This is a genomic window from Streptococcus oralis (genome assembly GCF_965111685.1).
Lineage (GTDB): Bacteria > Bacillota > Bacilli > Lactobacillales > Streptococcaceae > Streptococcus > Streptococcus oralis_B.
In genome coordinates this window covers 497,649-517,991 of sequence record NZ_OZ217340.1, presented here as the reverse complement: position 1 = coordinate 517,991, position 20,343 = coordinate 497,649, and the positions used below count along the sequence as shown (strand labels likewise).

General features: G+C 42.4%; 19 protein-coding genes. All 19 read right to left on the bottom strand.

The window, feature by feature from the left end; all coding sequences use genetic code 11:
• Window positions 1–11: 11 nt before the first annotated feature.
• The 19 genes from ACLV7H_RS02900 to ACLV7H_RS02810 all read right to left on the bottom strand — a co-directional run bounded on the left by ACLV7H_RS02900 (window position 12) and on the right by ACLV7H_RS02810 (window position 20,251).
• Window positions 12–929, bottom strand: coding sequence for a dihydrodipicolinate synthase family protein (locus ACLV7H_RS02900; protein ID WP_033630084.1), 918 nt, complete (start codon window positions 927–929; stop codon window positions 12–14).
• A gap of 170 nt (window positions 930–1,099) precedes the next feature.
• A complete protein-coding gene (locus ACLV7H_RS02895) occupies window positions 1,100–1,744 on the bottom strand; it encodes a YesL family protein (RefSeq protein ID WP_411866303.1) in 645 nt (214 codons plus the stop codon).
• 20 nt (window positions 1,745–1,764) lie between these two features.
• Entirely contained in the window at window positions 1,765–2,217 is a 453-nt protein-coding gene (locus tag ACLV7H_RS02890) for a YhcH/YjgK/YiaL family protein (protein WP_411866302.1), read from the bottom strand.
• 445 nt (window positions 2,218–2,662) lie between these two features.
• A complete protein-coding gene (locus tag ACLV7H_RS02885; RefSeq protein WP_070696207.1) occupies window positions 2,663–3,502 on the bottom strand; it encodes a carbohydrate ABC transporter permease in 840 nt (279 codons plus the stop codon).
• Window positions 3,503–3,517: 15 nt separating this feature from the next.
• The gene (locus ACLV7H_RS02880; RefSeq protein WP_162183266.1) at window positions 3,518–4,384 is read right to left on the bottom strand and encodes a carbohydrate ABC transporter permease; all 867 of its coding nucleotides are present in this window, start codon (window positions 4,382–4,384) and stop codon (window positions 3,518–3,520) included.
• 219 nt (window positions 4,385–4,603) lie between these two features.
• Window positions 4,604–5,932, bottom strand: a complete 1,329-nt coding sequence (locus tag ACLV7H_RS02875; protein ID WP_411866301.1) for an extracellular solute-binding protein — start codon at window positions 5,930–5,932, stop codon at window positions 4,604–4,606.
• A 114-nt stretch (window positions 5,933–6,046) separates the two neighbouring features.
• On the bottom strand, window positions 6,047–6,745 hold the full coding sequence (locus ACLV7H_RS02870; protein ID WP_001135659.1) for an N-acetylmannosamine-6-phosphate 2-epimerase: 699 nt from the start codon (window positions 6,743–6,745) through the stop codon (window positions 6,047–6,049).
• Between the two features lie 319 nt (window positions 6,746–7,064).
• Entirely contained in the window at window positions 7,065–8,045 is a 981-nt protein-coding gene (locus ACLV7H_RS02865) for an acetylxylan esterase (protein WP_411866300.1), read from the bottom strand.
• A gap of 158 nt (window positions 8,046–8,203) precedes the next feature.
• Entirely contained in the window at window positions 8,204–8,686 is a 483-nt protein-coding gene (locus ACLV7H_RS02860) for an acyl-CoA thioesterase (protein WP_411866299.1), read from the bottom strand.
• A gap of 310 nt (window positions 8,687–8,996) precedes the next feature.
• The gene (gene recG / locus ACLV7H_RS02855; RefSeq protein ID WP_411866298.1) at window positions 8,997–11,072 is read right to left on the bottom strand and encodes an ATP-dependent DNA helicase RecG; all 2,076 of its coding nucleotides are present in this window, start codon (window positions 11,070–11,072) and stop codon (window positions 8,997–8,999) included.
• Complete coding sequence (gene alr, locus ACLV7H_RS02850; RefSeq protein ID WP_411866297.1) at window positions 11,033–12,136, bottom strand: alanine racemase; 1,104 nt, start codon at window positions 12,134–12,136, stop codon at window positions 11,033–11,035. The genes recG and alr overlap by 40 nt, the downstream gene beginning before the upstream one ends.
• The gene (gene acpS, locus ACLV7H_RS02845; protein ID WP_070535112.1) at window positions 12,126–12,488 is read right to left on the bottom strand and encodes a holo-ACP synthase; all 363 of its coding nucleotides are present in this window, start codon (window positions 12,486–12,488) and stop codon (window positions 12,126–12,128) included. Before acpS ends, alr begins: the two co-directional genes overlap by 11 nt.
• 44 nt (window positions 12,489–12,532) lie before the next feature.
• Window positions 12,533–13,564 (bottom strand): 3-deoxy-7-phosphoheptulonate synthase, encoded by a 1,032-nt coding sequence (locus tag ACLV7H_RS02840; RefSeq protein WP_411866296.1) that lies wholly within the window; start codon window positions 13,562–13,564, stop codon window positions 12,533–12,535.
• A gap of 1 nt (window position 13,565) precedes the next feature.
• Complete coding sequence (locus tag ACLV7H_RS02835; protein WP_411866295.1) at window positions 13,566–14,597, bottom strand: 3-deoxy-7-phosphoheptulonate synthase; 1,032 nt, start codon at window positions 14,595–14,597, stop codon at window positions 13,566–13,568.
• 79 nt (window positions 14,598–14,676) lie between these two features.
• Complete coding sequence (secA, locus tag ACLV7H_RS02830) at window positions 14,677–17,190, bottom strand: preprotein translocase subunit SecA (protein ID WP_411866294.1); 2,514 nt, start codon at window positions 17,188–17,190, stop codon at window positions 14,677–14,679.
• A 115-nt stretch (window positions 17,191–17,305) separates the two neighbouring features.
• Entirely contained in the window at window positions 17,306–18,076 is a 771-nt protein-coding gene (locus ACLV7H_RS02825) for a DNA alkylation repair protein (RefSeq protein WP_411866293.1), read from the bottom strand.
• Between the two features lie 144 nt (window positions 18,077–18,220).
• Entirely contained in the window at window positions 18,221–18,511 is a 291-nt protein-coding gene (locus tag ACLV7H_RS02820; protein WP_000415959.1) for a hypothetical protein, read from the bottom strand.
• Window positions 18,512–18,642: 131 nt separating this feature from the next.
• Window positions 18,643–19,239 carry a LemA family protein gene (locus ACLV7H_RS02815; protein WP_000812473.1) on the bottom strand — a complete coding sequence of 199 codons (597 nt, stop codon included), beginning with the start codon at window positions 19,237–19,239 and terminating at the stop codon, window positions 18,643–18,645.
• 160 nt (window positions 19,240–19,399) lie between these two features.
• A complete protein-coding gene (locus tag ACLV7H_RS02810; protein WP_411866292.1) occupies window positions 19,400–20,251 on the bottom strand; it encodes a TPM domain-containing protein in 852 nt (283 codons plus the stop codon).
• Between the last annotated feature and the right edge of the window lie 92 nt (window positions 20,252–20,343).

Below are 20,343 nucleotides of genomic sequence, written 5' to 3'. Positions count from 1 at the left end.
CTCCTTATGGATTAGAGGAAGCGCTCCTTGGTTTCACGAATCAATTGTGCTGCTGCTTCTACAACTGGGCGATCTTCTTCGGTTACTGGCGTCAATGGCGAACGAACTGAACCAATGTTCAAGCCTTCATTGATCTTCAAGACTTCCTTAATCACACCGTACATATTTCCATGTGCAGAAGTGAGTTTACCAATGATTGCATTGATAGCGTATTGCAATTCACGCGCTGTTTCCAAGTCTTTCTCAGCAATCAACTCATTAAGTTTCAAGAAGAGTTCTGGCATAGCACCATAAGTACCACCGATACCAGCTTTGGCACCCATGAGTCGTCCACCTAGGAACTGTTCATCTGGACCATTGAATACGATGTGGTCTTCTCCACCAAGGCTGACAAAGGTTTGGATATCTTGAACTGGCATAGAAGAGTTCTTAACACCGATAACACGTGGATTCTTCAACATTTCAGTGTAAAGGCTTGGAGTCAAAGCAACACCTGCCAATTGAGGAATGTTATAAATCACGTAATCTGTGTTTGGAGCTGCAGCACTGATATCGTTCCAGTATTTGGCAACTGAGTACTCAGGCAAGCGGAAGTAAATCGGTGGAATCGTTGCAATGGCATCTACACCCAAACTTTCTGCGTGGCGAGCAAGTTCCATACTGTCTTTGGTATTGTTGCAAGCTACGTGAGCGATGATAGTCAATTTGCCCTTGGCAACTGCCATGACTTCTTCCAAAATCAACTTGCGATCTGCCACACTTTGGTAGATACATTCACCAGAAGAACCGTTGACATAGAGACCTTGAACTCCCTTATCAATGAAGTATTGGACCAAGGCGCGCGTACGCTCTGGACTGACTTCTCCTTGATCATCATAACATGCGTAGAAGGCTGGAATGACACCTTCGTATTTTTTCAAATCTGACATAGATTTTCTCCTAAGATTTCTTTTTTCTGCTGATAGCAGTTCTATTTTTTACAAGTTTAGTATACACCTTGTGAAAATCGCTTTCAATATCTTGTATACACTTAGATTTTAGTTTCTACTTGTATTTTAGAAACTGTAACGATTGAAAGTAGTTTCAGGAACAAGCCATCCTACTGGTATTTGGCGAAGATTTTCTCCATCAAACCTGCTTGGAGAAAGACTAGCAAACCAAAACCAAAGAGGATAAAAGCTGACCCACCCAAAAGGAGAGTGAAGGCGGATAGATAAAGAACCATCACTATGAGAAAGAGAATAGCTAACATGAGGAAGAACCATGGAAAGTTAAAACTTGCCAAGATAAGCCCTTTTTGCAGCACTTCTTTCCAAGACAAATCATAGCGCGCAGCGATGGGATAACTAGCCAACATCACCAGAGTGAGGAAGATGAGAATCCCCAAACAAATAGCTTTCACAATCTGGAAAGGTAAAGCTGTTTGGCCCCAGAAAAGATAGAGGTCTAAAAGGCTTAGCAAAACTATACCCAACTCCAGCAAACCTAACTGGAAACCCAGTTTCAGATTTTGCTTGAAGGCCCTTATAAAAGTTCTAAAGACTGGTACCCGCCTGCTTCTCTTAATCTCGAACATAGTCTCATAGAGGCTGATTTTCGCCACTCCAATCGTCACAATGGGCAAACAAGAGACGACAAAAAGAAGATTGGCTGTCACGATATCCAAGACCTTCTCACTGAAACGCATGAGAAAGTTATCTGTGTCAAATGCTGCCTTGATTAGGCTTACTCCTTTTTGTGCCATGTTTGCTCCTCCTGATTCTTTTAATCAATCAAAATTTTAAAGAGATATTTGCGAACTTTTTCTTCCATCCCTGCGTAGCCATTTGGCTGGTGAGGTTCTCCTGGGAAGAAAATCGCAAAATTGTGGTAGCCCAACAAGAGTGGGTAGTGTTCATGACAATGGACAAAGCCAATGTCACTCGCTTCATCGAATGCTACCGCCTCGTCTTTGATACGTGAACCATAGCTCGAATATTCATGCCCGTCTACCAGCAAATGCAAATCTGCATAGTTCTTATGATGCTCAAATTGATCATTTTCAGCTTGATTGAGGACATTTTCCTGCACAACTAGAAAGACCTTGTCCCCGTCAATCTCATACTTACCGAGTTCCAAAGAATCCTTACGGTGTTGGTAGAGATAGTCGATAGCCTTGTCTAGATTGGGATGGATTCCCTTGTAAAAGGCGATGTTTTTCAAATCGTCAAAAATCATACTGTTCCCTTCGTTTCTGATAGTTACTATTTTAAAGTTTCGAATTATCCTTTCTCTATTTCCCTGTAATAGTGCGGACGGAAGCAAATTCCTTCGGTATTTCATTCCTAATTTTTGAGCCTTTTGCTCTTTCATCGTCAGTCTCAAAAATTCCGTCTAAGATAAGCGTAAGATGCTTATCTTAGATACCACTAAAAGCGGGAAATAGTCACCATAAAACGAACCTACTCTAACTAGTATATGAAAAGAGTTCACTCTTAAGTTTATAAGTGTCTGACAAAACTTCACGAAGTAACTGTATACTCTCCATTTTGTAGACACTTATAACTCTGTATTCTCTTATACTCAATGAAAATCGAAGAACAAACTAGGAAGCTAATCGCAGGCCATACTTAAGTATGGCAAGGTGATGCTGACATTGTCTGAATTCGATTTTCGCAGAGTATTATCCTTTAACCGCTCCCATAGTAATCCCTTGAGTGAAGGATTTTTGGAAGACAAGGAAGACGGTTACGATTGGCACGGCTGCAAGAGCCGCACCAGCCATGATCAAACCATAGTTGGTTGCCATTTCGGCCTGCATGGTCGCAACCCCAAGTGAGATAGTCAAGTTTTGACGTGAAGTCAACATAACCAACTGCATGAAGTAGTCGTTCCAAGTATTGATGAAGGTAAAGATTGCAAGGGCTGCAAATCCTGGCTTCACAATAGGGAAGGCTACGCTCCAGAAAGTACGAATTTCACCACAACCGTCGATTTTGGCTGATTCAAGCAATTCTGTTGGAATATTTTCACTGAACTGTTTCATGAGGAAGACCCCGAATGGCCATCCAATCAAAGGCAGGATAACTGCCCAAAGAGTATCGTGAATTCCCATGAAGTTGACGATACGTACCAATGGAACAAGGACAACTTGTTTTGGAAGAGCCATGGCAGCGATAAAGACTGCAAAGAGGATGCGCTGACCATAGAAACGTTTTTTAGCCAAGACATAACCTGCTAGAGAAGAGGTTGCACAAACTAGGAACATGGTTACCAGTGAGATAAATACAGAGTTCCACATCCACTGCATAGCAGGGTTTTGCACCATGAGTTGTTGGAAGTTCTCCATGGTTGGCATTTTAGGAAACCACTGTGGCGGAATCATAATGGTATCAGGCTGTGATTTGAAGGCCCCTGTCAAGATCCAGTAGAATGGAAAGATGAACAGTACGGTCAACAAGAGCAAGATAATCGTTGAAATAACAGTAAAAGCTGTTAAGGGTTTCTTTTGTGTAGATTGCATAGCTGTCTCCTTTCTTTAGTATTCTACGTCGTTTCCGAGGATCTTGAATTGAGCAAAGCTGACAATGGCAATCATCACTGCCAAGAAGACACCGATAGTGTTTGCATAGCCATACTCTGTCAATTGGAAGGCTTTTTCGTAAAGGTAGTACATCAAGGTACTTGTTGAGTAGTTTGGACCACCAGAAGTCAAGAGCTGAATCAAGGCGAAACATTGGAATGAGTTGATAGTCGTAATAATCGCGATGTAAAGAGTTGTTGGAAGAAGGCTAGGCCATTTGATCTTCCAGAACACTTGGAACTCAGTCGCACCGTCAACACGCGCCGCTTCAACAAGTGAGTTGTCAATATTCCCCATGGCAGCGATATAGAGGATAATCGGTTGACCAACAGATGTTGTCAAAAGGATGATCATAATCGCTAGCAAAGCCCAGTTTTTGTCACCCAGCCAAGAAATGTTTTGGCTGATGACATGGCTTGACTTAAGGACAAAGTTAAGAATCCCTGATAGTGGGTCATAGATCCATTTCCATACAACCGTTACGGCAACACTACCTGTAACTACAGGAAGGAAGAAGACGAAACGATAGAAAGAACGGGCAATCGCATTTTGATGATAGGTTTGAGATGCTACAAAGAGCGAGAAGAGAACCACAATCGGAACAGATCCGATAACCAGGATAACGGTATTGATCAAAGACTTCATAAAGACAGGGTCTTTAAACATGCGAATGTAGTTGTCCAAGCCCACAAACTCAAATTTCGTCATGGAGTAGTTAAAGAAACTTGTAATGAATCCCATAATCATAGGAGCCAAGACAAAGATTACAAAGAAGAATAACACTGGTGCTAGGAAAGCGTAGGAAATCACTGTTTCCCGCATACGAATTTTATTGACTTTCACAGTCGGCACCTCTCTTTCAAATAGAATAGTTTTTGATTTTCTTGAACTGTTTTAAAACCAAAATGAAATTTTTTAAGATTCGCTTATGTAAGAACTTCATTTTAATTTCGTGACAGTTCCTACCATTTCAAACAAAAATCCCCCTTTTCTTACACCATAGTGCACAGGGAAAAGGGGGGAATCAATCTGACTTAGTGCTTATTGTTTTGTAGCTTTTTTGATTGTTTCGTTAGCTTTTTCAGTGAAGGCTTTCAAAGCATCCGCTGGTTTTTCGTCACCATTTGATACAGATTGCAACATTGGGAACCAAAGTGTTCTCATTTCAGCAAATCCATCGATAGTGTTGTAGTATGGTGAGTAGTATTTAGTCCAGCTGCTGATTGTTTCCATACGTTTGTCTTCATAAAGTTTGCCAAATGAAGTACGAACTGGGAAGGCACCTGTACGAACAACGTCTTTAGGACCCCATTCTTTGTCATCTGCGATGAATTGAACGAATTTCTTAGCAGCTGCGACTTTCTTGTCGTCTTTGTTGTTGAATACTGCAAATCCGTTTACAAGGTATTCAAGAGATGGTTTACCAGAGTCTGATGGGAATGGTACTTCTACCACTTCTACCTTACTTGCTTCCAAGAGTTTCGCTTGTATACCGTTTTGAGCTGGAGCCCAAAGGATTGTGTATGAAGTTTGACCGTTAGCAAAGTTTTGGATGTCTGCTCCACCGTCAAATTGTGAACCATTGTTCAACAAACCGTCTTTAATCCAGCTAGCAGCTTTTTCAAGACCTTTAACAAATTTAGGATCGTCGGTTGTATATTTCGTTACTTTTTCATCTGTTACAGAACCGCCATAAAGGTTTGCGATGAAGGCACGTGTTCCTTGGTCTCCCCCTTGACCAGAACTGAACAATGAACCTGGTGTATAGCCTTTATCTTTAAGCGCTTTCAAAACTTTTTCAAAGTCATCAGTTGTCCAACCTTCTTTTACAAGGTTTGCAACTCCAGCGTCTTCTAACATTTTCTTGTTCATAGCCATGTAGAATGGAGCTGAACTGATTGGATACATGTAAGCTTTGTCGCCAGCCTTACTTGCTTGTACGATGTTTTCGTTGTTGACGTCTTTGACGAATTCGTCTGTGAAAAGGTCGTTCAACTCAGCCAATTTACCATTTTTACCGTATTGGATGATACGCTCTGGTGCGTCAAAGAGTACGTCTGGCGCTGTCCCTGCTTCGATGGCTGTTGTGATCTTTTCAGGACCTGACTTGAAGTCGATGGTTTCCAATTTCACTTTTACATCTGGATTTGCTTTTTCAAACGCTTCGATGATTGATTTTTCATAAGTTCCAACACCGTCACCCGTTTTTTCTTGAGTGAAGACTGGGAATGCCCACCAAGTGATTTCTGTTTTTCCGCTATCGCTACTAGAACTTCCAGCATCTTTGCTTCCACCAGAGTTACCACAAGCAGCAAGACCAAGAATCGCAGCACCCGCAAGTACTGTACAAGCTAGTTTTCTAAATTTCATTTGTATTCTCCTAATTAATAAGCGTATCCATATTGGATAATGAGCAAGTTTATATTTGTATACGTTTTCATTTTGTTCGACGCATCAACCACTCTCCTCTGTTTTGAGATTGTGTTATTTAAGACCGGCAACAAAGCGTTCCGTAATCTCTTTTGGTCTAGTAATCGCTCCACCAACAACGATACCTCGCACCCCATATTCAAGGATTTGCTTAGCTTGTTCTGGTGTATGAATCTTCCCTTCAGCGATGACATCCACGCCGGCATCGCAGAGTTTTTTGATCAGTTCAAAGTCTGGACCATCTACCTTCGGACTATAAGAGGTATAACCTGATAGGGTTGTTCCAACAAAATCAACACCTGCTTCAACCGCTGCAATTCCTTCTTCAAACGTGCTGGTATCAGCCATCAAGAGTTGATGCGGATATTTTTCTTTGACTTGTCGGATAAAGTCTTGGATTTCCAAACCATCGTAACGTTCACGTTTGGTACAATCCAGAGCAATGACCTCAATATCTAGTTCAGCCAGTTCATCCACTTCTCTCATCGTAGCTGTAATGAAAGGCTCCTGTGGCGGATAGTCACGTTTGATAATCCCGATAATCGGGAGTTTCGTAACCTCCTTAATCTCCTTGATATCGCGAACACTGTTTGCTCGGATACCGACTGCTCCACCTTGCTCAGCCGCTTTGACTAGCAAGGGAATGACTCCTCCCGCTTCTGTATAAAGCGGTTCGTGAGGAAGTGCCTGGCAAGAGACAATGATTCCATCTTTGATTTGTTCAATCAAGGCTTCTTTGCTGATCTGTGGCATCCTCTTTCCTCCCTTTCTTGTTCTTATGGGCTTATTATATATTATTTGTTAAGCGCTTTCAATAGCTTGTGGTAGAATAGATTTCAGTTTCAAAACTATTTTATAGAACAGACTATCCTGAAAGTAGTTTCAGACTTCTTATGATTTTGACTTCTTTGTAAAACGATTTAAGTGTTTTATATTTCCTTACAAAAATTATCCCAATTACAAATAGGTTACTCTCTATTTTTAAATCAGATTTAATAAAAATTAAAAAGAAGATTTTATATTATTTCCAATAATCTAATATAAAAAGAGAGCTCCTGGGCTCTCTCATTCACTATCTTACGTACTTAAAAGGAATCTCACTACCACAGAGCCAGTTGTAGACTTGGTCATTGACAAAAACATTCATGGCTTCGTGAGCATACTCTGGCATGATGCGATAGGCCTTGTCGCAGGTCAGACGGTTGTAAATTGCAAACTGAGTAATAGGATAGCAAACATCGTCGTCCAAGCCCGTAATCATCTTGACCTCACCTTTAATACGATGGGCAAGATTTTTCACATCGATATAGGCAAGAGTCGCCATGATTTCCTCCTCTGTTTCATGGAAGGGATCGTGAAACTTGAAATATCGGAAAAGTTCATCATAGGCTTCACTGGTATTGCCAATCTCAAGCACTCGTCTAAAGTCGGACAAGAAGGGATAGATGGCAACTGTTCGCTGAATCCGAGGATTGAGCGCTGCTGCAACCAGGGCTAAAGCACCGCCTTGTGAGGCACCATAGCTAGAAAGTCTTTCCTCATCTACCTGTGGCAGACTAGCAACAATTTCGATCAACTGGTAAATATCCAGATAGACATCCTTATAAAAGAGCTGGTCTCGACCTTCAACAGCACCACGGATGATGTGTCCCTTAACGGTATTTCCCAAAGGAGAGCGCAAGCCATCTTGCGAATAACCTGACTGGCCTCGGACATCCATAGAAACAACACCGTAACCAGCCACAGTATAGGCTAGCATGTCAGCCCAATCCCAACCACGTCCCATGTACCCATGGAAATGGAAGATTAGAGGAACCTTCTCCTCAGTCTTTGGAAGGACGATTCGTGCATAGACCTTGCCTTCATTCGTTCCTTCAAAGGTCAGCTCATAACACTTGACTTCAGGAATATGAAAATCCCTTTCCTCCAACTGGTAGGCAGGAAGGACTGAAACTTTTTTGACCTCTTCATCCCAGAAAGCATCAAAGTCTTCTGGAACCTCATCCCTTCCTTTATAAGTCTTGATTTCTTCTAACAAAGCTGGATTTTTCATAGTATGCTCCTTTAGTTTTGTAATCGCTATCATAACTCTAGCATATCTAGGAAAGCAATGCAAGAAAGAACGGTAAACAGAAAGTGATTTTAGATTCTCTTTCCTCAAACCTATCGTCTGAAAGTAGTTTTAAAATCTTAAACTTCTAACCTTCCGTTTTACATATGATCCTTCACAGCAACTGCTACCATCTTGGCTTTGGCACGGACTTTAGTAGCCACTGTCATCTCCATAGAAATAATTGCTTTCCTTTCTCCTAATTCCTCCAATGTAGAAGTGACCACAATTTCATCTTCAATTGGACTAGGACTAAGGTAATCAATTTCCAAGCGAGCTGTAATAAAACGTCCTATCACAGTAGATTCCGTCAGTTCCAACCCTTTTTGATGATGGGCAAACCAAGCTGCTGAGGCCGTGCCATGGCAATCAAAAATAGTGGCTATCATTCCTCCAAAGACATTTGATGGAACTCCACCAGTATAAGCATTTTCAAGCTTTATCCGACTAATACAACTCTTTCCATCTATACTTGGATAGGTTTTTAAATGTAAGCCTAAATCATTCTTAGGACCACATCCCCAACAATGCTGAAATCGTTCTCCATACCTATCTTGGATAGCAATCGTTCTTGTTTCTAACATTCTTTTCACTCCTCCTTACTCAGATGAGGCAATTATATCAAGCTTCAGTCAAAGAGTAAATAGGCTTGGAGACTAATATCTTTTTATCACTCGACTAAGTTTGATTTATAGCCGACCATTTTATCAAAATAAAAAGAGCGTTTCCGCTCTTTGTGTATCAATAGGTGCTAGCTCCTTTCTCTAGTTTGACGGTTTGGAATTTCTTTTGGTAGGTTACTTTAATCGTCATATGAGAGTCCTCGTTTCTTTTTGATGACTCTAGTATAAGATCCAAACCTAAAAGCTAGCTTATAGATTTCTTAGAAAAGGCTTAATCTAGATGTTCTCTCTTTTCTAGGTGGAGAGCAATCATGCGCCACTCCGGATTATCTCGCCATCCTTCTATTGAACTAATGTAGCTGGCAACCTTCCTGGCTTCTTCTAAAATTGGAAAATCTTCGATAATATCAGCCACTTGAAACTCTGGAAGTCCTGACTGTCTGGTTCCAAAAATCTCACCCGAACCACGCATTTTCAAATCTTCCTCCGCAAGGACAAATCCATTGGTGGTTTCTGTCATGATGCGCATACGGTCTTTCCCTGACTCGGTCTTGGGATTGGCAACTAGAACCGCATAGGACTGCTTGTCCCCCCGACCCACACGACCTCTGAGCTGGTGAAGCTGGCTGAGGCCGAAGCGATCGGCATCCATGATAATCATGACAGTCGCATTGGGAACATTGACCCCAACCTCGATAACCGTTGTCGAAACCAGAATATCCGTTTTTCTCTCTTTAAAATCCTGCATGATCTGGTCTTTTTCATCACTCTTCATCTTACCATGTAGCAGAGCAACCTCTGCCTTTCCTGCAAAATGAGCCGTCAACTCCTCTGATAAGGCAATGGCATTTTTCAGATCCAAAGCTTCTGATTCTTCAATCAAGGGAGAGATGACATAGGCTTGAGAACCTTTTTGGATTTCCCCCTCTAACCAAGTCAGCACCTGAGGTAGTTGTTCATGCTTGATCCAACGTGTCACAATGGGTTTCCGACCTGCTGGCATCTGATCAATAATGGAAACATCCATATCGCCAAAGGCTGTGATAGCCAAGGTTCGTGGAATGGGCGTCGCCGTCATCATGAGAACGTCAGGATTGTCCCCTTTTTCCCGTAAAATCCGCCTTTGCCCCACACCAAAACGATGCTGCTCATCGATGATAATCAAGCCAAGACGAGCATAATCCACCCCATCTTGTATCAGAGCGTGTGTTCCGATAATCAAATCAGCCTCACCCTTGGCAATAGTCTCTAAAACTTCTCTTTTTTCTGCAACTTTTAAGGATCCTGTCAAGAGAGAGAGTTTCAAGTCTGGAAAGAGATTCTGTAAACTCTCAAAGTGTTGCTCTGCTAGGATTTCGGTCGGTACCATGAGGGCCGCTTGGTAGCCAGCCGTCACTGCAGCAAACATGGCCAAGCCAGCGACTACCGTTTTCCCGCTCCCCACATCTCCTTGCAGGAGACGATTCATGTGGTGGTCCGACTTCATGTCGGTCAAAATCTCCTGCAGACTCTTTTCTTGAGCTTGAGTCAGGGCAAAAGGAAGATTTTCTTTAACGGCAGTCACTTTTTCCTGAGACCAATCCAGAACCAGACCACTTCCTTGAACTCTATTTTCAGACTTGAGTGTCTGCAACTGCATCTGAAAATAAAAGAGTTCCTCAAACTTGATACGGCGAAGGGCCTGCTTATATTCTGCCAAATCCTTTGGAAAATGCATAGCACGAACTGCCTGACAACGGGACATGAGTTTGTATTTGTTCAACAAAGACTGGGGAAGATTTTCCTCTATCAAGAGGTCCAGTCCCTGATCAAAGGCTGTCTTGATAACCTTGACCAGTCCTGCCTGACTGATTCCTTGAGCCAGACGATAGACCGGCTGGAGGTCATCTTCCACCTGAGCCAGAACCTTCATCCCAGTCAGACTAGTCTTGGCGCGATCCCATTTCCCAAAGACAGCAAGTGTTGCTCCCAACTCTATCTTATCAGCCAGATAGGGCTGGTTAAAGAAGTTCACGGCAAAAACGACTTCTCCCTGCTTGAGGCTAAAGTGCAGGCGATTGCGCTTAAAACCATAATACTGGACACTGGCAGGAGTTACTACCTGACCAGAAAGAACAGCCTTTTCGCCGTCTTCCAGCTCTAGAACCTGCTTGGTCTTGAAATCTTCATAACGGAAAGGAAAGTAGAGCAAGAGGTCTTGCAAGTTTTCAATTCCTAGTTTTGCGTATTTCTCGGCTGACTTCGGTCCCACACCAGGCAATACATGCAAGGGTTGATGTAGATTCATGCTCCACTCCTTTCTTTGTTTTAATAATACTCTCTCGGAATGCGATCGCTGAGAAGACAAACCACCTCATAGTTAATGCTGCCACGGTAGACTGCTACCTGAGTAGCTGTGATTTCCTTATCTCCGTCGGAGCCGATCAGGGTTACTTTTGTTCCTAGCGGGTAAACCTTAGGCAATCGAATGGTGATTTGGTCCATCGAAACCCTGCCGACGATTGGGCAAGCTTGTCCATCTACCAAGACGGAGAAATTCTGCATGTCTCGTGTCCAACCATCCGCATAGCCGATTGGTACCGTCGCAATGACTTGTTCGCTATCCGCCTGATAAGTTGCTCCATAGCCCATGCAAGCTCCAGCTGGAACTGTCTTGACATGAACCAGGGCAGATTCCAAGGTCAAGGCTGGAGTCAAGTCATAAGGTAAGGCCAAGACCTCTCCACTTGGATTCAGGCCATACATAGCGTCTCCCATACGCACTGCATTGAAAATAGTCTCTGCATGCCAGAGGGTCGTTGCCGAATTGCTGGCATGAACCAGCTCTGGGACTTCCTTCATACTTGCCAAAATAGCTTTAAATCGTTCTAACTGGTTATTAAAATAGGTATCTGATTCTTCATCTGCAGTAGCAAAGTGGGTAAAAATCCCCTCAACACGAGCACCATGTTGCTTGAGCAAGGCTTGAGCCTGCTCAGCCTCACTGGCCTCTCGAAAACCAATCCGACCCATCCCTGAGTCAATCTTGAGGTGAACTGTTAAGCCTGCTAGATCAGCCCCAGTCGCTAACAATGCTTGAATCCACTCCAGTCCAGCCACCGTCAAAGTGATGTCGTATTCTTTAGCTAGAGCAACAGCTTCTGTTTCAGAAACTCCCAAGATAAGGATTTTCTTGCTAACTCCAGCCTGACGAAGTTCAATAGCCTCATCAATATTGGAAACACAAAAACCATCAACATCAGCCTGAATGGCCTTGGCAACAGCTACTGCCCCATGCCCGTATGCATTGGCCTTGACCACTGCCCACTTGAGCGTTCCTTCAGGGATATGAGCCCCCATTTGCTGAATATTTTGTCGAATAGCTCCCAGATATATCAGAGCCTTGGTCGGTCTATGTGGACTAGCTTTCATGATTTTCCTCCAAAATGACACTGGCTGTCACAAACTGATCTGTATGGCTGATTGACAGCCAAATTTTTCCTGAAAATGGCGCCTGACTAAAATAGGGAGCTCCTCGTTCATTGTTCAAGACTTCCAAATCCTGAAAACCGAGCTTGCCAATACCAGTTCCCATAGCCTTGGAAAAGGCTTCCTTAGCCGACCAGCGACCAGCCAAATATTCGATTTGTCTGCGCCCTTTGAGACTGGTAAATCGCTCCATTTCCTTAGTTGTCAGCACGCGCTTGGCAAAGTCCTCACGTCGTGTAACTGCGTTTTCTATCGAAGCCAATTCTTCGATGTCAATTCCGTGTCCAACTATCATACTCATAAAAGGAGCTGAGATTCCCCCAACTCCATCCTTTTCACTTATTTTGTTAAGGTAGTATAAATTTCTTCTACCAAGGTTACTGTATTTTCCCAGCCTAGACAAGGGTCGGTTATGGAGCAGCCAAAGACCTCTGGTTGATTTTGGCGACCGTCTGCTAGGTAAGATTCAATCATAAAGCCTCGAACCGTCTTTTTAATCTTTTCATTCCAGTCACGATTCAGCAAGGCTTGACGAACAATGCGAATTTGTTCCATATACTGCTTGCCAGAATTGTCATGATTGGTATCGATGATAATAAAGGGATTTTCAAGTCCCATGGTCTCATAACGATTGATGGCATTTAAGAGGGTTTCATAGTAGAAATTGGGTTCATTTTTACCATATTCGTTCATGGCGCCACGAAGGATAACGTGGGCCAAAGGATTTCCTGAAGTCTCCACTTCTTGACCGTGGTAAAGGAAAGTTTGCTTATTTTGAGCTGCATAGATAGCATTAAACATGACCCCGAGATTTCCAGATGTTGGATTTTTCATCCCAACTGGAGCATCAATCCCAGACGCTACAAAACGGTGTTCCTGGTCTTCCACTGAACGAGCCCCTACAGCATGGTAGCTGACTAGATCATCAATCAAAACGAGATTTGACGGATAAAGCATCTCATCAGCTGTCGTCAAGCCCGTCTCGGTAATCACACGGTAGTGTAGCTGACGAACAGCTTGGATGCCATTAATCAAGCTTGGAGCTTTAGAAGTATCCGGCTGATGAACCAAACCCTTATAGCCATCTCCATTGGTACGAGGTTTAGCCGTATAGACACGCATCACGATAAAAATTTTATCCGCAACTTTTTTCTGTAAGTCTGCTAAGCGGCGAGCATATTCGAGCACAGCTTCTTCATTATCTGAAGAACACGGTCCCATCACCAAAAGGATTCGGTCGTCCTCACCCGAGATGATGGCAGCCAACTCTCTATCGCGGGCTTCTTTCTTTCGCAAGGGTTCAGGTGACAACTGGGTCGCAGCCTTGATTGCTTCGATATCAATTTCTTGACCTTTTTCGATAAATGCCATCTTACTCTCCTAGCGTTTGGTAAATTTCGCGAACAAGCGCTTCTGTGTTGTCCCATCCGAGACACGGATCTGTAATGGACTTACCAAAAACTTCTGGTTCATTTTGACGTCCATCTTCTAGATAGGATTCAATCATAAAACCACGAACGTATTTCTTGATTTTCTCATTCCAGTCACGGTTAATCAAGGTCTGACGAACGATACGGATTTGATCCATGTACTGCTTGCCTGAATTGTCATGATTGGTATCAATGATGATAAAGGGATTTTCCAAGCCCATCTGTTCATACTGGGCAATGGTATCCATCAAATTGTCATAGTAGTAGTTAGGAATATTTTTCCCGTATTCATTCAAGGCTCCGCGAAGAATGGCGTGGGACAATGGATTCCCTGTTGTTTCCACCTCTTTACCGAGAAAAAGGAAACTCTGTTTATTTTGCGCTGCATAAATCCCGTTAAACATAACATTGAGATTTCCAGATGTTGGATTTTTAAATCCTGTTGAGAAATCTGCTCCGCTCGCTACAAAACGGTGCTGTTGATCCTCTACAGAACGAGCTCCAACAGCCATATAAGAAATCAAATCATCCACCAGCGGAAGATTTTCAGGATAAAGCATCTCATCAGCTGTTGTCATTCCCGTCTCGGTAATCACACGGTAGTGTAGCTGACGAACAGCCTTGATTCCATTGATCAAGCTAGGAGCTTCTGTCGCATTCGGTTGATGAATCAAGCCCTTATAGCCATCTCCATTGGTACGAGGTTTAGCTGTATAGACACGCATGACCATAAAAATACGGTCTTTGACCTCTTCTTGCAAAGCAGATAGACGCTTGGCATACTCGAGAACCGCCTCTTCATTATCAGATGAACATGGTCCAATCACCAAGAGAATACGCTGGTCTTCCCCACGGATGATGGCTTCCAATTCCTGATCACGCTGATTTTTTCTCGCAAGAGCCGCTCCCTCTAATTTAGACAAGGCGCGAACTTCTTCAATGTTAATTTTAGGACTCTTAGCTTTAAATACCATGATTCATCTCCTTATAAAGCAAACGGACACCAAGCAAAAAATGATTTTTACCAGGTATCCGCCTGTATCTTATCTCATATTATTGTCGCTTACCATGACAGTTCTTGAATTTCTTACCTGATCCACATGGGCATTGGTCGTTTCGTCCGATTTGGCTCAAGTCCAAATCTTCTGGAAGGCTTGCCTGCTGCGCTGCGATATTACGAGTCGCAGTTGTACTGATATTGTGTTCAGTTTGCGGACGTTCTTGTTCATGGATTTGTGCTTTCATCATCAAGCGGGTCACATCGAATTCAATCGATCCAATCATGTCGTTAAACATGCGGAAACCTTCTGCCTGATATTCTACAACAGGATTGTTTTGGGCATATCCACGAAGACCAACAGCATTTCGCAACTGGTCAAGGGCATCGATATGATCTGTCCACTTGTTGTCTACAACACGTAGAATCAAGACTTTTTGGAATTCTTTCACTGCATCTTCGTCACGAAGCTTAGCAACTTGGCTATCATAGACTTTCAAGGCACGTTGGTAAAGTTCATCTTTAATAGCTTGGTCTGACAGACCTGCAAGATCTGAACGGCTAATTGAATCTTCTGGAAGCAAGTTATACTTAGCAAAGTTCAAGATTGCTTCCAATTTTTCATCTTCCTTAGAACGAGCATGTGCATCCACGATACGTCCAATGGTTCGACGAATCATAGCATGGATCTCTGGTGCCAAGTCACGGTCTGCTGTAATGACATCATAACGTTGTGCATAGATGATCTCACGTTGTTCACGCATAACGTCATCGTATTGAAGGACTTGTTTACGAGTGTCGTAGTTGTTTCCTTCGACACGTTTTTGAGCTGCTTCAACCTGACGCGTCAACATGCGAGATTCGATAGCTTCATCAGACATGTTGAGACGTTCAAAGACACCTTTCAAACGTTCTGAACCGAAACGTTTCATCAAATCATCTTCAAGAGACAAGTAGAATTGTGACTCACCTGGGTCTCCTTGACGTCCTGAACGTCCACGAAGCTGGTTATCAATACGGCGACTTTCGTGACGTTCTGTACCAATGACGCAAAGTCCACCAAGTTCACGAACCCCTTCACCAAGCTTGATATCGGTACCACGACCGGCCATGTTGGTTGCGATGGTAATTGCGCCACGTTGACCAGCGTTCATGATGATTTGCGCTTCTCTGTAGTGGTTCTTCGCATTCAAGACTTCGTGAGGAACACCTGCTGCTACCAATTTCTTAGAAAGGAAATCACTTGTTTCAACGGCAACTGTACCTACCAAGACCGGCTGACCTTTTTGGTAACGAGCTTTTACATCTTCAACTACAGCCTTAAATTTCGCATCAAGACTTGCATAGAGAAGGTCTGAGTGGTCGATACGTTGAATTGGACGGTTGGTTGGGATTGGGATAACACGAATGTTGTAAATTTCGCGGAATTCTTCTTCTTCTGTTTTACCAGTACCTGTCATACCTGCCAATTTCTTATACATACGGAAGAGGTTTTGGTAGGTAATAGAAGCTGAAGTCTTGGTCTCGTCTTGGATTGGCACACCTTCTTTTGCTTCAATCGCTTGGTGCAAACCATCAGAGTAACGACGACCTTCCATGGTACGACCTGTAAATTGGTCGACGATCAAAATTTCCTGCTCTTCACTAACCACATAGTCGATATCAAGAATCATGATATAATTGGCACGGAGGGCATTGTCGATAAAGTGAGTAAGAGCTACATTTTCAATGTCGTAGAGATTTTCTAGTTTGAAGTAGCTTTCTGCCTTGTCAATACCAGAGTCTGACAAACCGATCGTCTTAGACTGAACGTCAATGATATAGTCGTCCTTGTCCAAAGATTTCACGAAGTGGTCCGCCATATGGTAGAGTTGGCTTGTTTCAACTGCATTGGCGCCTGAAACTATCAATGGTGTACGAGCTTCGTCGATCAAAATTGAGTCAACCTCATCGACCAAGGCATAATTGAGTGGACGTTGCACCATGTTTTCTGCACGAACGACCATGTTATCACGAAGGTAGTCGAAACCAATCTCTGAGTTGGTTGAATAGGTAATATCACAAAGGTAAGCCTCTTTTTTCTCCATTGGAGATTTAGCTGCCAAGTTAATCCCTACTGACAGACCGAGCCATGAGTACAATTCACCCATTTCAGTCGCGTCACGTTCTGTTAGGTATTCGTTGACTGTAACTACGTGAACTCCTTTACCTGCAAGGGCATTGAGGTACACTGGCATGGTCGCTGTCAAGGTCTTCCCTTCACCCGTACGCATCTCTGGAACGTCACCATGGTGAAGAACAATCCCACCCATGACCTGAACCTTATAAGGGAAGAGCCCAAGGACACGTTTTGCAGCTTCACGAACTACTGCAAAAGCCTCATATAGCAATGAATCAAGTGATTCACCCTTGTTGTAACGTTCTTTAAATTCGTCAGTTTTTGCTTTTAGCTCATCGTCTGACATCGCAGCCATTTGGCTCTCATAGTTAAGAACCTTATCAGCCATCTTTTCCAGACGACGAAGTTCTCCTTTATCATTTTCAATAATCGTTTTTAAAATATTAGCCATGATTTTCCTTACTTTTTATTCTGAATATTTTAGAATGTTCTTTTCATTTTAGCATATTTACTATTATTTTTCAAGAAAGAATCCTTAATTTACAACGGAAAAGACCAGTCAAAATTCAGCTTTTTTTACATAAATCTTCTGTTGCTATTTTTTTGTTTTTTGTTCGTGAGGCGTGCTTGATGATCCAGGCACAACTTGGACTTAGCTTCTCCTTTTGCCAAGTTTGAAGTATCCTTTCAAACATATCAGGTGCTTCCTTGTATAAATCATTTAGATTGTTGGCTACGCTTTTTTGAATGGACTTGTCTCCATCATCCTTCAGATTGGTCAGAATCGTGATGAAATCCTCAAGATAATCTAACACCACGGTTTGTCTCTTAGCCCAAGGCAGACGGATACGCATGCATTCGCTGGCAAGTCTACGAACACGCAAATTTTCATCCCGACTCCATTCTAATAGCAAAGTCATTGTAGCCTTAGGATAGCGAGCCAGCAAAGGTCTCATAGAAAATTCTCCAGTAAATCGCTTGGTTAGTTCCTTACTAAAGGCCGCGCTCAATTCAAATTCCTTGTCCCCATATAGCTCTACATATTTTCCGATTGGCCAAAGCCAATATCCTTCTGAGAACATACCTAAACCACCCTCTAACTCAGGACCCAAAATTTTCTCAAAAACCTTGAGAGAGCCCTCATAGGATAGGGGAAGGCAATCTTTGATACTTTTAGCCAAGAGTTCTTGACGCTGGCTAAACTCCAACTCTTCCAAGTCTTTTTCTACCAACAACCTAAACTTTCGCTCATCAAATGCAGGGGACGCTTCTTTCAACCGTCGACTCAAATCCCTAGCATAAGCCAAGTCATAATAATCTTTTACTTTTTTAGCCATTTTTCAAATCCCTTAATCTTCATTTTACGGGACTTATTATATCATACAGACAGCCCGTCAACAAAATTATTTTCATATCTCCAACTATTTTAACAAGAAAGAAAAAAGGACTAGAAGCTAGTCTAGTCCTTTATTTTTTAATGTTTAATTTCCCAAGAATACAGGCAATATCCCAAAATACCAAAAGAGATTGATCCAGAAGGCCAAGCAAAAGATAATTCCAAAGATGAGAAGACTGAATTTTTTAATCAGCACGGAGTATAGGATAGATAAAACACCAAAAACCACAAAGAGTTTTCTCATAACGAAATAATATACTGAAACTCCTCCTATTTGCCAATCCCAAGGAAGAAAAAACATGAGGAACCAGAGAAGACAAATCGTAAGGATATATCTCTTGTAGTGCGCTTCAAGAAAGGCTTTTGTTTTCTCCATAGCAAACCTCCATTTGAGTCACTGTCTCTTCCCTTTTATTATACCAAAAAAACCTGGAAAAAGCTTTCCAGGTTCGGTTTGAAATCACTAGTCATACTAGAGAAATTCCTTTATTCATAGGCTGATTCACTTTATTGACTGGATGAAGATGTTCCAAAATCGACCTTAGGAACTGTCTTGGCTTCTTCTGTTTCCTTGAAGGTTTCAGCTTCTTTAAAGTTCATCATATTCGCAAAAAGCACGGTTGGAAAACTTCTCAACTTTTGATTGTACTCGGCTGCGACTTTATTATAATCCTTGCGTGCTACAAAGATACGATTTTCACTTCCTGAAAGTTCGACCATTAGTTGCTCAACATTTTGATTGCTCTTGAGTTCTGGATAATTCTCCGTCAAGGAAATCAAGCGGGAAAGAGCAGAGCTCAATTCTCCCTGAGCCTTTTGGTTTTCTTCCGAAGTTACTGAGCTACTACCGATTTTAGCTCTAGCATCCGCAATCTTGGTAAAGACTTCGGTTTCATGATTCATTTGTCCTTTAACGGACTCCACCAAGTTACCAATCAAGTCCGAACGACGTTGGAGGGCTGTCGAGACATCGGCCTGAGCCTGCTCCACTTTAGTCTGTTCACCAACCAGACCATTATAGGTCGTTACAGCCGAACAACTTCCCAAAACTAGTAGTCCAAAGAAAATCGCCACTATAGAGAGAATTACTTTATTTTGTTTCATATCAAAACCTTAACACTTTCTTTTATCAACTTTTCTGAGAAAATACTCAGATTTTAAATCAATTTCCCAAACTTTGTTTTTATTTTTAATGAAGCAGTGAACTCTTGCAAAGGAGTCACCTTACAGCATGGAGAAATTGGTTTGATCAATATACAATCACTCACCAGTCATCAGACGAACCACCGCCATCAAAGCCACCGCCGTCCCAGCCACCAGATGAGTCGGAGCCCGAGTCAGACCAAGAGGATCCTGAATCTGATGAGTCACCGCTCCACCAGCCACCGCCAGAATCATCGCCGTGTGAACCGCCACCACGACCTCCAGATATAAATCCGATGATCATAACGATGAAGTAAATGAGAATTCCAAATCCGATAACTCCGTCACTCGAACTGCTTTTTCGATGCCGTTTCGAAGATTGACTCCCAGCGGTATACTTTTCAATTTCTCTTAGACGACTAGAATTAGTAGCATAGTCATAACTACTTTTAGAACTGGAAGAAGGTGTACTCGATCCACTATAGAAGATGTAGTTGAGATTATTGACTATTGAGAGAACACCCTTGTTATAGTCACCATTTTTAAAGTAAGGGCGTGCTGTTGTCAAGAACCTGTGAGTCTGATAGTCCGTGATCTTACTGGCCACATTATTACTGGTTTCAATCCGTGATTTTCTATCTTGAACCGCTACCACAATCAAGGCTCCGTTGTTGTCGCCCGAGTAGCCAATCTTCCAAGCTCTAGCTGTTTCGTTAGCTACAGTTTCGATTGTTTCTCCATCCAGGCTTTTCACAACGTAAACGCCCATTTGGAATTTTTCTGATTTTTTACTATTGACATTATTCAATTCTCGTATCTGACTTATAGTCTCATCCGTTAAATAATGATCCGGGTCATAGATCCCGTACTCTGGTTTTTCAGGTGCTGTGAATGCTGACAAGAAGAGAAAGACCATCAGCAATCCAAGCAAGCGAACTAACAAACTATGTTTAAATAATCTGCTTTTTTTCATAATAACCTCCCTCCCTGATAAAGGAAAATTGATTTAAGGAATTATAGCATTTTGATTTTTACAAAGAAAGTGCATTTTCATTACAAATAGAT